Genomic DNA, 13,707 nt, shown 5'->3' on the forward strand with positions numbered 1-13,707 from the left:
ATCTAGTCAATGTTAATATCTAATATTTTTAGAATTCGGTTCAAATCGTCATTAGACATGTAATCGATCTCTATTTTCCCATGACCACGTTTAGAACGATTGCCATTGATTGAAACAGCGGTTCCAAAGCGATCCTGGAGCTGATCTTCAGTTGCTCTGAGGAACGGAGATTTATGACCACCACGAGCGCCCTTCTTTGCCTTTTTAGAACGCTTGCCACTGCCCATTTCTTCGATCTCGCGATTGATTTGACGAACCGTCAAAGTCTGCTCATAGACCCGTTTCGCCAATTTTCTCAATTCCGCCTTATCACTAATTGATAACAAAGCTCTTGCTTGCCCCATTGATAACTGCTTTTTTTGCACCATCGCTTTAACTTCATTAGGTAAGCCAAGCAGTCTTAAGTAGTTAGCAACGTATGAGCGACTTTTTCCCAGGCGGTTAGCAACTTGAGCTTGCGTTAAGTTCAAGTTCACCATTAGCGTGTTATAGGCCTCAGCCTCCTCAATTGCTGTTAGGTCCTCTCTTTGTAAGTTTTCAAGAACCGCAATTTCCATCATCTTTTCATCGGTAACATTCCGAATGATGGCTGGAATTGTTTTTTTACCCGCAATCTCAGATGCTCTAAACCGTCTTTCACCAGCTAGAATTTCATATTGACCATTCTTAGCTGCTTTTCTTACGATAATTGGTTGGAATACGCCTGATTTTTTGATTGAATTTGCCAAATCATTAAGCGCATCCTTATCAAATCTGGTCCGTGGTTGGTATGGGTTCGGAACCAACTCCGCAAGTTTAATATCATTGACCGTTTCTTCGGATTGAACTTCATTATCTGAAAATAACGCTTCAATCCCACGGCCTAAACCTTTTTTATTTGCCATGAGCAGCCAACACTTCCTTTGTAAGTTTCATGTATACAACTGCACCCTTAGATTTAGGATCATAATCATTAATTGGTTTTCCATAACTAGGTGCTTCTGATAGTCGGACATTCCGTGGAATTACAGTATCATAAACCTTATCCTTAAAATAATCGCGAACTTGCTCATTGACCTGACGGCCCAAGTTAGTGCGTGAATCAAACATCGTAAGCAAGATGCCTTCAATTTTAAGGGTTGGGTTAAAATGCTTTTTAACTAAATTAAAAGTATTTAGCAATTGGCTAAGACCCTCCAACGCATAATACTCACTTTGAACTGGGATTAAAATGGAATCACTAGCGGTAAACGCATTTACGGTAATCAAACCAAGCGATGGGGGACAATCGATTAAGATATAATCATAATCATCCTCCACTTCAGCAATCGCTGTTCTTAAAATGGTCTCGCGCGCCATTTTAGAAACTAACTTAATATCAGCACCAGATAAATCAATTGTCGCAGGGACTGCATCTAAGTGGTCATAATCGGTATGAATAACGGCATCTTTAATTGGTGCATCTTCAACTAAAATATCATACATTGTGGGGAGCTGATTTTCTTTAATCGACTTTTTTTGAATATTAATCCCACTAGTTGCATTTCCCTGTGCATCAGCATCAATTAATAAAACCCGCTTTCCTAAAGACGCTAAATCTGCACTCAAATTAACAGCAGTCGTTGTTTTGCCGACGCCACCCTTTTGGTTAGCTAATGCGATTACATATGCCATCTTAAGCCCTCCTTTTATTCCCCAATTGGTTTTTTATTTGGCGTTCCCGCCTTACGTGGATACTGACTTGGGGTTGGTTTTACCTTCTCGATCACCACAATATTTCTTTCATCATTTGAAACAGGCAACTCAAATTCATGGTCTTGAGTCAACTTACCACCCAGTAACTGAATTGCTTTTTGGCCAACGCTTAATTCGCTAGCAGCTTTAGCAGCCTTAAGTGCAATTAAATTGCCGCCAACTTTTACGAGTGGCAAGCATAGCTCTGCTAAAACACTCATTCGGGCAACTGCACGGGCAGTAACAATATCAAATGACTCCCGACTAGCAGACTTTTTACCGCCAAACTCTTCGGCACGTGCATGAACGGTCTTAACATCAGTAAGACCTAGCTTTGCAACTAAATCATTCAAGAAATTAATCCGTTTGTTCAAAGAATCTACGATTGTTACTTTTAACTGGGGAAAAACGATTTTCATTGGTAAGGATGGAAATCCAGCCCCTGCACCAACATCACAGATAGTAAGTGGCTCTGTTTGCAGTTTATTAAAATAAAATGCGGGAGTAATAGAATCGTAAAAATGCTTTAAATAAACGTCATTTCGATCAACAATCGTTGTTAAATTAACGTTTTTATTTGTTGCTACCAACAGCTGGTAGTATGTATCAAACTGCTTCATTTGATTATCGGTTAACTCAATTCCATTATGAGCCAATTGTGCTTTAAATTCTTCTGGATTCATTTAATTACTCCATTAATAATTCTATTTCTTTACCCATTAATACTTATAGATAGTCAACTTTTATTTTATCATAAAATAACGGTGCTGGATAAATTGAAAGATATCTTTAAGCAAAAAAAATAAGCTCCTACCTTTAGCGGCTAAAAGCTTTGTGACTGGTAAATATGTACATGCAGTTTAAGCAAGCCACCGCACAAAGCAAATTCATGACATCGTCCACCTAATCCATCAAAAGGTGACCCTGAATCACGACACGAATAGTATTGTAACATAAAATCCAAAGAAAGAAATAACTTTTTTAAATTTTAATAAAAAAAGATACTGAAGTTATCAGTATCTTCGAAAAATGGCTGAAATCAACCTATTTTTTTATTATTTTTAAATATCCCTTGTTGTTAGCGGAGTATTTAATTCCCTTGTAAATTACAATATTATTCTTAACTAATGAGCCGTCACTAATACTATAGTACTTCTTTACCCCGTGTTTACCAAAAACAACAGCACCACGAGTTTGAACACCATCTTCATTAAAGTGATATTCAACTCCGTTTATCACTTTCGTCCCAGAGGTTGTTTGGCCATCCTTATTGAGGTAATACCATTTATTATTAATGTTTTCGAATTGGTTCCGAACTTCATTACCAGTATTAGCATCATAGTAATACTTTCCACCCCAGCCACCAGCAACCTGGTCTCCGTTTTCACGATCAAAATATTGATATTGACCGTTCACTAGGGTTCTACCCTTAGCCATAACACCATTTGCAAAGAAGTATCTAGGGTTTCCTAGTTCTGGATCAGTAAAGAATCCTGAATGATACATCCCACCATTTGCACCAAAGTAATATTGTTTGCCATTGCTATCACGATAAACTGAATTAGTTAATTCAGAACCATCAGGTAAGAAGAAGAATTTAGAGCCGTTAATTTTTTGCAAACCAAATACCATATTTCCATTATCATCAAAATAATAGGTCTTTTTATCGTAACTAATAAATGTATCCTTAGCCTTGTAGCCACTATAAGTGTAATAATTAATGTTCTTACCGTTTTGAACAAATCCAGTTTTGAAGGATTGGCCCATCATTTGTAAAGGCATTGTACTTAAATTATTAATACTCAAATATTGACCAGTAATCCCATTATTTAAAATGTAATCAATCCCAACTCCTTGGACGTTAGTTCCATTAATGTACTTAGCACTCCAGGTTGTAATTTTTTCGCTCGGATCGATTGGTTTATTCGTCGAAATTTGCTTAGTAGTAAATAAATCTGGATACATTTTTTGAAGTTCTTCCAAGAACTTGCCACCATATTGGGCTTGATAGTCGTTACCACTACCAATTGTATTGGAATAGTATAATTGGTTCGTAATCTTGGTTCCAATTAATTCTTGGCCATAGTTATTAACCCGCTTAACCGTTACTAACTGCTTATTTGGCATGTCATATACTTGATCCGGTACAAAGTCAGCCATCGCTTGAATTCCATTTGCATGTAACGCTTGAATCGCTTGAATCAACTCATCGGCAGTTCCATATTTGTTCGGACCACTGAGTCCTAAATCATATCGGTCACTAAACGCATATCCATTTTGGAATGTTTCATCTAGGAATGAATTACCCTCAGTCGAATTATACTGTGGTGGAAATTCAAAGCTAGTAATTCCCCATTGTTTAAATAAGTTGGCATTGTTTGCAATCACTACGTTTTCTCTTTGTGAATCAGTTGTTGGGAATGATTGGAAGTTAGAGAAGCCCTCAAAAATCACGTTAGAATCCAAAGCAGCATTTGATACGTAGTTACTACTCTGTTTAACATTCTTGCTTTGGGTCTTATTTGTAGCGGAAGCAGCTGTTCTAGAATCTTGATCATCAGCAGCCCCCATTGGCACCCAGGCAGAAAGATATCCTGATACCTGCGGGTTGGAATATCCCTTAATATCTGCACGAGTTAGAATTAATTGCCCTTTGGCATTTGTATATTTAATCTGGGACTGACTAACATCTGAGTCATTATTAAAGACTGACAAACCAGTCTTAGTCGTATTCAACAATGGTCTAAAGGCCTGATTTTTATGACTAGCCCCCATGTTGATAACGACTTTATCATTACTAGAAAGCTTTAATTCAGGGTTATTAGATTCAACAATTGCGATTCCGCTCTTATTATTTGGATTAACATTTTTAGGACCCCAAATATCCTTTCCATAACGAACTGATGTTAAAACGCCGGTATATTTATCCTTAGCCTTAGTCATTGAAGGGGCTCCAACCATTGTTTGAACGTTAGATGTTTGCCCACCAGCAACATATTTAACCCGCGCCCTCAATAATGCATCGATCGAATCATAGTATGGCGATTTGGATTCCATGAACTGCTTATTTTCCATATACATATCACCATAGTAAACCCGTGGGACTAAGGACTTATCAGTCAATAATAGCGCGTAGGCAGCTGGGGTATTGTAAAGTGAATATTTTTTATCCGTTTTCCATTCGTCATCAGCATAAATCTTAAGGGCCTTTTGGAAAATTTGCATCGTAGATGATGGATTATCTGGGTTGACAGAACTATCAAATTTATCTTGAATAATTTGACCGACAATTCCTTGAACAGAGTTATCGTGTGCTCTAAAGAAGCTATAACTAGGAATCGTATCATCGACCTCATTCCAATCAGCATGACGATCAGCCAACCCATCATTAATTAGAAAATCAAGATTGGTCCTTTGGGTAGGATCAGCTGTTGAAAGGGATTCTTGGAGTGCATTTTTCAGTTGCGGATTCATTGTAATTTGTGGATTCCCATTCTTGCGCATGTAGAATGGATCAATCCAATTATCCCAATCTTCCAAAATGCTTAAATGATTATTAGCATTTTGATCGGATTGACTAGTTTTATAAGCATCATTAAAGTACTTTCCAATAATTTGAATTAAATCAGAGTCAACATCATCAATCGCATCCACTCTGACCCCATCAAAATTACCGTTAGGATTATTCTTTAAAATCGTCCCCAAATTCATGACATAGTGCAACCAGTTCAGATCTTCAGCCTGAACGGTCGGATTAGAGTTATCGATATCATTCCCTAATAGAAATTCAAAGTCCCCTCCGGAGGCAATCGTTTGCTTCAAGGTCTTTCCATTTTGATCTGAAAGGCCCCGATCCAAAAGACGATAATTAGAATTAGCATCGCTAGTTAATGGATCGTTAACGTATAAGAACTGACCACCTTGTAACCCATCTGAACCACGTTCTTCACTATCGAAATTCCACTCGGATTGTGTTTTAATGAATTGATCCAGTAGATTATGAAGCCATGTTGTATCACCATTGTTAGCATTAATCTTCTTTTCAATCGATACTTGCACTTGTCTAGCAGATTGATTTAAGCTATTGGCCCCATCCCCAGCAGAATGCCAAGAAGGTGTCACTCCTAACCCATTTTTATTCATAAAGTTAAGATAATTTGCTTCCACTTTTTTATTTGGCCACCAAGTCATCAATAGTGGGCGCATATCATTTTGATTCGATGCCGTCCAATCATCACCATTTGATAAAATTTTCTTTGGACGATACCAGGTATCAGGGGTCAAATAACCATTAACGTTTGTAATACTAGCATTGTCAACGTTATAAAATGCATTATTCGTTGTAAAATCATCTGATTTCACAGTCTCACTTTTGGTAATAGGGAGGTCTTTCGTAGCAGTTAATGCTCCTGTTTTCTTGTTAAAATACATAACTTGATTACCTAGTTGAACAGTAACGCCCAAATGGGGATCACCGTATGTATCAACATAGTAATATTTACCGTTCTTTTTCTTAATATTAGTAACCTTGTATTTTTTCAATAAACGTTTAATGGTTCCATCATCGGCATTAGTAAGGCTTTTAATTTTGCTAGTACTATTAGCATTTTTACTCGTTGTACTATCAGCAGATGATGAACTACTCTTAAGAACTGCATTTGATTTCACAACAGCAGCTGAACTACTACTAGAACTTGAGCTAGTATTGCTGCTAGAAGCATTAACATCACTAGTGCTACTAGACGAATTAGAACTACTACTAGAATCAATACTAGCGCTGCTTTGTGCCACTGATGACTGGCTAGCGGCACTACTAATGCTAGCATTAGAGCTCGCCGCTGAAACATTTGCACTACTAGAACTGCTAGTTGCACTGACGCTGCTTTGCGTATCAGCTTTAACTGAATTTACATTAACTTGATCAGCGTAAAAAATCCCCATCGTTGCTGTGAACAGCATTGCTGTAACCCAATGCTTACCCGATTTATACATTTTATAATGTTTTTTGGTTTGTCCGTTAAACATTATTCAATCCCCCTATTTAATTCCTACTGGTAAATAAAATTGATTGTTTTTCACCATATAATACTTTTTGGTAGCTGAATTTCTTAATATATAATTAATCCCACGTCCTTGGATATTGCTACCATTCAAATACTTGGCAGACCAAATGCGTAGTGGATTACTATATACTAATTTTTTACCATTCGAAATTTGTTTAACATTAAACAAGCTCGGATGTTGACGATGTAACGTTTTTAAAAACATCCCACCATATTGATACTGATAACTACTCTTAGAACTACGGGCATTCGCTAAATAAAGTCGATTAGATAGTTTAGTCCCCTTGATTTTTTTACCGTTAATATCGACCCGCGTTGCAGAAACAACCTGCTTTCCAGGCAGATCATAAAGTTGGTTCGGCACAAAATCAGCAAGCGATTTAATCCCAACACTGTGGAATGCTTCAATCGTATTGGCTAGTTCACTTGCGGTTCCATACTTAGTGGGACTGCCAAACCCGAGGTCATAACGATCATTAAACGCATAGCCATTCTTCACGGTCGCATCAACGAATGAGTTCCCGCTAACGGAGCGATATTGAGGAGGTAATTGCATATAAGTAATACCCCATTTTTTAAAATCATTCACTCTTTTAGGTAACACCACGTTTTCATATTCACTCGTTTTAGTTGGAATCGGCTGAAAATTAGAGAACGCCTCAAAAATGACCTGTGAATCCAATGCATTATTAGATCGGAAGGTTTGCTTGCCACCATGATGTTTAGAACTAGCCTTAGTTCTAACGTCTTGATTATCCTTTGCCCCTACTGGCACCCATACGGATAGATAGCCAGATAACTGGGGATTACTGTACCCCTTAATCTGGTTATTATTCAAAATTAACTGGCCCTTAGCATTAGTTTTAACTGGATTAGCATCCGTTTTAGCATCCGCATCTGATAAATAAGCCTTAACCCCATCGATTGTTGGTGTGATTACCGACCGATAATATTGATTCTTGTGGGCAGCCCCCATATTAAGAACGATTTTATCCTGCGAAGATAACTTAAGTTGCGGTTGGTTACCAATCACGACTCCAATTCCAGAGGTTCTAGTTAACGAATTGCCCTTACTAGTAATGCTATTAGCACCATCCCCAAACCGCACCGACGTCAACAAACCATTTTGCACTTTCATTTGTTGACCACCAGCAACGTATTTGACGCGTGCCTCAAGCATTGCCTCAATTGCATCATAATAAGGTGATTCTTCTGCCATGAACTGGCCATCATCCTTATACATATCGCCATAATAAATTCTCGGCACCGTATCCTTATTCGTTAACATAAATGCATAACTGGATGGGATATTATAATACGTATATTTTTTATTCGTTAACTGTTCATCAGCATCATAAACCTTTAGGGCCTTGCTCAAATCTTTCGGATCGACCTTTCCACCAACAAAATTATGATTGTACTTATCTTGAATAATTTGAAATAAAATTTCTTGAACTCCGCTATCATGAGCACGCATAAATGAATAATTAGGGATCGCTTGATTTTGTTCGGTATCGTTATCACGATTAGCTACGATCGTATAGTCGTTTAGATGTTGCATATTCATTCGTTGCTTTACTGGTAACGCGAGTGAATTGATCATCGCAAAGTGTTGATCACCATCCATCGTTAGTTGATTATTGCCGTGATCTTCAACGTAGTTAGGATCTTTACCAGCCCAATCTTCTAGAATGGAAAGGTGATCAATGGCATTTTGGTCACTTTGGTTCACATGGTATTCCTGCTTAAAGTAATCTGACATAATATTTAATAGGTCCGCATCCACATTATCAACAGCATCAAAACGAATGCCATCAAAGTTAGCATTGGCATTATGCTGCGTGATGGAACCAAAATGAGTCAAGTAATAAACCCAGTTCAAATCCTCAGATTGAACAACCGGATTTGAGTTATCAACATCGTTAGCTAATAAGAATTCATTCCCATCTGATTCGCCATCATCATTATATTTATACTTACCAGTTTGCTGATTGGGATAACGATTAATAATGCGATACTTAGAGTTAGCATCGGGCGTGTCCTTATTATTACCATAAAGTAACGCGCCTCCTTGAAAACCATCCTGAAGATTATAGCCCTCACTTTTAATATTCCATTGTGATTGCGAATTAATAAATTGAGTCATTAATTTTTTTAACCAACCGATGCGTCCAGTTGCGCTGATCTTTTTTTCAATATCCACTTGAACTGCACGGCTAGCGACCGCTAATTGGTGGTTTGATTCATCAGTCGTATGCCATGAAGGTGTAATCCCAAATCCACGGCCATTCATAAAGTTTAAATAATTAACTTTCGTGGATTTATCTGGCCACCAAGCCATCAACAACGGGCGCTTATCAAACGAAGTTGATTTAACCCAAGTTGTCCCCGCACGTAATATTTTCCTAGGTCGGTACCAAGAATCAGGCGTTAAAAATCCCTCTGCCGTATCAAAGAATGAAGCAGTGGAATGATTATAAGCCCGATTATTACTATTAATATCAGTTAATTTCACTGTACTTGCGATGGCTTTGGGTGCGAACTGAATCGCAAACCAAGTACCAGTAACTAAAAGCAGTGTAATTAACACTAAAAAAGTTCTTATGATTTTCTTAAACATTATTAATTTATCCTTATTTTCAATTGAATCTTAAACATTTATTAATAATATCTCAATATGTTAATACGTGCAAACTTTGCACAAAAAAAGCCGTCTATCACAAGCGAACTTGGATGACGACCCTTTAAATTAAATTATTTACTTTCAATTCCTAAATTAAATAACTTAGTGGTGTAGGTGTATGGTTGACTATAGCCAGGTAAGTTATTAACAGTAACTGTATAACTGTGATTTACTTTAATGGCATTGGCATCTGGAGTGAACCAAACGTTGCCGCCAAAGTAACCAGCGGTTCCAGAACCCGAATTGATCGAAGCTGCGTTTACATCTGAAACGTTTACATCAACATTACTGGTATTGTCGTGAATGGTAACGCTTGGCGTTGAATTAAATGAACTAGAAGGAACTGAAATTGACCAAGGCGTGTTTTGTACTAATTCGAATGGGAATAATCCATTCCCTGGGAAGTTAACAGGGGTGTTGACTCCAGCTACTTCGCCATCATTTGAATTATCAAAAACCTTATAATCATAATAATTTCCATTATTATCAGTTGAAACATAACCAATCCCAACACTACTAATATTGCCAATTAACCATTCACGATGCCCTGGTCCCAGTTGTGGAATTCCATTATTCCCATCATTTAAAAAACCAGAAACAATGTCATAAGGGGTGGGATTCGATGTCGGATAACTAAATTGAAATCCAATATTACTATTCATGGTTACGTCAGAAGCATGTTGCCAATCTTGTGAATTAACGAAACTAGGTTCGATGCTAGCGGGTAAGCCGTGTTGAATCGTCCCAATCGTATTGTTACTAACGTTCAGTGCCGCTAATCCTGCAGCACCGTATTGTGCATCTTGACTCCATGAACTATTTTCAGACAATGAAGATAATCCTAACATATTTCGGAAGAAGTTAATCCATTGAATACTGTTATCAATATAGCTTTGGTTTAATTTTCCAGTGCTAAATTGCCCATTAACATTTGGTTTCGCACTATAAACGTCGGCATCTGCGTTTCCGTTGCCGATCTGAGCTGCCTCACTCTTGTAAGTATTAATTTGATTAATTTCACTGCTCGTAAAGTATTTAGCTAATTCATTGGCACTAGCTGAATTGGCTGATTGCCCTGCATTGTTACTATTTGAACTAGATGTAGCATTAGATGATGAACTAGCTGATGAACTAGCTGACGTTGCTGAACTCGCACTTGAGCTTGATGCAGATGATGCGCTTGAAACATTGCTAGTAGCACTATTAGATGCTGAAGATGCTGTTGAACTAGCAGTTTTGGCACTGGTTGACGAATTAGAGGCAACGGAACTCGTAGTACCATTACTTTGGTTACTTGATGGAGTAACGGGATTAGTAGTTGGAAGTGAACCGTTATTATTGTTATTGTTGTTAGTCCCATTATTGTCACTACTTACTGCTGGGGTATTATTACTTAAGCTATTAACATTAGTAGTGGTTTGAGAATGGGCATTATGGTGCTTCTTGGCCTTCTTGACTTTAACCAGTTTTAGCTTGTTACTTAACACAACGCCCTTAAGTTTCTTATGCTTGATCAAACTATAAGTATGTTTTTTACCTTTTTGATCCTTAATCACATACTTTTGTTTCGTTTTAAAGGCAACGTTCTTATGTTTCTTAAGGTTACTTACTACCTTATTCAATTTATAGTTAGAATAAATAACCCCATTTTTTCCCTTTACAGTTTCTGCATGTGCTAATTTAATTTTTTTAACTAACTTAGCTGATTGGTTAGTCTTAGCAAAAGCACTAGCATTTGAGACCCCAAAAGTGCCGACTGCTACTACTGCTACTGCAATCAATTTATAAATATTCTTTTTCTTCATATGTAAGCTCCCTAATAAAAAATATTAAAATCATTATTTTAATTATAAAATAATTAAGTTTTTTTAGCAATTATCATGTTAAATCGTTGTGATATCAGCATTTTATGTATAAAAAAATAGCTACATTAGATCATTTTCTAATGTAGCTATTTATATTTAACCGTTTGATTTAATCCCTAAATCAAATAACTTGGTGGTGTAGGTATATGGTGAAGAATAACCAGGGAGATTGTTGACCGTAATCGTATAGCTGTGGTTAACCTTAATGTCATCACTATTTGGTTTGAACCATAAATTAGTACCAAAGAAGCCGAAACCATAGGATGTAGAACTTCCACCATCATAAGTATTTACAACGGTTCCATTCATATTAACACTAGTGACTGCAACGTCTTTATTACTGGTATTATCGTGAACTGTCACAGTTGGTATAGTAGGATTATTATTAAAATTAATTGGGAGTGAAATTGTCCAATCTGCATCCTTTATTAAATTAATTGGGAACAATCCACTTGCAGGAAAATTAACTGGAGTGGTAGTTTGATTACCTTTAAAGTTATTATTAGCGTCAAATATCTTATAGTCACTGTAATCCCCAGATTGTCCTACTCCAACTTTATCAATGTTACCAATTAGCCATTCTCGATGCCCAGGTCCATCTGATGGGTCATCATTATTGGCATCGGATAGGAAGTCATTAACTACAGAGTAAGGAATTGAACCAATTTTAGTTGCTCCATCAAAGTATGAACTATAATTAACGTTACTAGAGTAGGTTGCATCAGATGCTCTTTTGAAATCTTGATCACTAATAAATGAAGTTTTAAATTTATTATCGAAACCATGGGCTAGGAATGAACCGTAATTATTCGCAACGGCAATCATGTTTAATCCGGCAGCCCCATATTGAGCATCTGCACTCCATGAATCATCTTCATTTAAAGGTTTAACCCCCACCATGTTTCTAAAGAAGTTAATCCATTTAACGGTAGTATTAATGAACGTCGGGTTCAACTGACCAGGATTAAAAGTATTCTTAACTTGTGAAGGTTCAGTGTAAATATTTTCATCAGCACCACTATTATTAATATTAGCTGCTTCACTTTTATATTCATTGATTTGATTTATCTCGTCGCTGGTAAAGTAATCAGATAAATTAACTTGATTGTGCTTTTTATTATCATCTGATTTGCTATTATTACTATTTGAAGTCGGTGTTCTTTTTGCTTGAATCGACTTAATTGACTTACTTAAAACGACCCCCTTAATTTTATTACTCTTAATTAGGTTATATGTACTTCTCTTACCATTCTTATCTTTAATCACAAATTGACGATTAGTCTTAAAGGTAATGTTTTTATAATTTTTTAAGTTACCAATAACCTTATTAAGCTTATAGTTTGAATATATTTTACCACTAGTCCCTCGAACCTTTTTTGAACTAGAGAATTCAGTATCACTTATGACTTTAGCTTGATGGATACTTTTAGCGGAAGCATTAATAATGAAAACATTAGTTAATCCCAATGATATTGCTAAAGCAATAGCTACTCTTTTGTAAATATATTTATTTAGCATATAATAACTCCTAAAATTTAAATTTTTAAATGTTAATTTAATTATAAATTAACGAAAAATCTTTAGCAATTATTAAATAATAAAAAAGCACCCCATAATCGCTATATTTATTTAACAATTATCGGGTGCTTCAATTATCATTAATCAAACGGCCACCAAGCTACCCGCTTAGAAGTTGCAGGTTCATCCTTCATTCTGGCCACGTATATCGGGCCAACTTGTTCTCGCATTGAAATTGGAATCTGAGCTTTTGAAATCAAGCGAATGGACGAAACGTATGAACCCTTATGCTTCACAACTGCCCATCTTTGCTCTTTACCATACTCACCCGTATAAAATTTCAGCCAACTGCCAGCGCCAAATTGATCATCAGATACATACGCACTTACTTTTTTCATTGGTTCTGGACTCTTTAATGGCAGGGTTGCATAACCAACCTGAGTTTTTAAAAACGGGTTGACTGCATCGATATATTCATTTTGGGTCGCCCGACCATAACCTAAAATCCCTAGCCCCAGCAATAAAATACTAACAATTCCCAATCCGCTTGCTAAAATTACCGTGTACCATTTATACTTTTGCTTTGATCTTACATCATTACTAATTTGATTAACCATCCGATTGTTTTCCCCCTTCAATAGCTCATCTAACGTCACGTTTAAAATTGCCCCTAGATTGACCAACGTATCCAAGTTCGGATAACTCAAATTATTTTCCCATCGTGATAAAGTCTGTCTCGTCACGTGGAGTTGATCGGCTAATTGTTGCTGAGTTAACCCAGCCGATTTGCGTTTGCTTTTTAATACCGTTGCAAATTCCAATTTAAGCACTCCTTTCAAAGATCACGATAGCAAATTAGCTTCTG

Annotated in this window: 8 protein-coding genes; all 8 read right to left on the reverse strand. The window is 36.8% G+C overall.

Annotated elements, in window-relative coordinates:
- Nucleotides 1-2 precede the first annotated feature (2 nt).
- Entirely contained in the window at nt 3-884 is an 882-nt protein-coding gene (locus ACSVI6_RS00365) for a ParB/RepB/Spo0J family partition protein (RefSeq protein ID WP_491716752.1), read from the reverse strand.
- Nucleotides 874-1,653, reverse strand: a complete 780-nt coding sequence (locus ACSVI6_RS00370; RefSeq protein ID WP_491716753.1) for a ParA family protein — start codon at nt 1,651-1,653, stop codon at nt 874-876. Before ACSVI6_RS00370 ends, ACSVI6_RS00365 begins: the two co-directional genes overlap by 11 nt.
- Before the next feature lie 14 nt (nt 1,654-1,667).
- Complete coding sequence (gene rsmG, locus ACSVI6_RS00375; RefSeq protein WP_491716754.1) at nt 1,668-2,396, reverse strand: 16S rRNA (guanine(527)-N(7))-methyltransferase RsmG; 729 nt, start codon at nt 2,394-2,396, stop codon at nt 1,668-1,670.
- 361 nt (nt 2,397-2,757) lie between these two features.
- Nucleotides 2,758-6,738 carry a glycoside hydrolase family 70 protein gene (locus ACSVI6_RS00380; protein ID WP_491720703.1) on the reverse strand — a complete coding sequence of 1,327 codons (3,981 nt, stop codon included), beginning with the start codon at nt 6,736-6,738 and terminating at the stop codon, nt 2,758-2,760.
- A gap of 12 nt (nt 6,739-6,750) precedes the next feature.
- Nucleotides 6,751-9,396 carry a glycoside hydrolase family 70 protein gene (locus ACSVI6_RS00385; RefSeq protein WP_491720704.1) on the reverse strand — a complete coding sequence of 882 codons (2,646 nt, stop codon included), beginning with the start codon at nt 9,394-9,396 and terminating at the stop codon, nt 6,751-6,753.
- A gap of 134 nt (nt 9,397-9,530) precedes the next feature.
- On the reverse strand, nt 9,531-11,264 hold the full coding sequence (locus tag ACSVI6_RS00390) for a hypothetical protein (RefSeq protein ID WP_491720705.1): 1,734 nt from the start codon (nt 11,262-11,264) through the stop codon (nt 9,531-9,533).
- Between the two features lie 156 nt (nt 11,265-11,420).
- The gene (locus tag ACSVI6_RS00395; protein ID WP_491720706.1) at nt 11,421-12,791 is read right to left on the reverse strand and encodes a CAP domain-containing protein; all 1,371 of its coding nucleotides are present in this window, start codon (nt 12,789-12,791) and stop codon (nt 11,421-11,423) included.
- Nucleotides 12,792-12,982: 191 nt separating this feature from the next.
- The gene (locus ACSVI6_RS00400) at nt 12,983-13,663 is read right to left on the reverse strand and encodes a helix-turn-helix domain-containing protein (protein WP_491720707.1); all 681 of its coding nucleotides are present in this window, start codon (nt 13,661-13,663) and stop codon (nt 12,983-12,985) included.
- Between the last annotated feature and the right edge of the window lie 44 nt (nt 13,664-13,707).

It is taken from the genome of Nicoliella sp. ESL1106, from assembly GCF_058509965.1.

Bases quoted from the DNA above. Each gene is read 5' to 3' on its own strand.
- ACSVI6_RS00365 (WP_491716752.1), bottom strand. From the start codon at position 884: ATGGCAAATAAAAAAGGTTTAGGCCGTGGGATTGAAGCGTTATTTTCA.
- ACSVI6_RS00370 (WP_491716753.1), bottom strand. From the start codon at position 1,653: ATGGCATATGTAATCGCATTAGCTAACCAAAAGGGTGGCGTCGGCAAA.
- rsmG (WP_491716754.1), bottom strand. From the start codon at position 2,396: ATGAATCCAGAAGAATTTAAAGCACAATTGGCTCATAATGGAATTGAG.
- ACSVI6_RS00380 (WP_491720703.1), bottom strand. From the start codon at position 6,738: ATGTTTAACGGACAAACCAAAAAACATTATAAAATGTATAAATCGGGT.
- ACSVI6_RS00385 (WP_491720704.1), bottom strand. From the start codon at position 9,396: ATGTTTAAGAAAATCATAAGAACTTTTTTAGTGTTAATTACACTGCTT.
- ACSVI6_RS00390 (WP_491720705.1), bottom strand. From the start codon at position 11,264: ATGAAGAAAAAGAATATTTATAAATTGATTGCAGTAGCAGTAGTAGCA.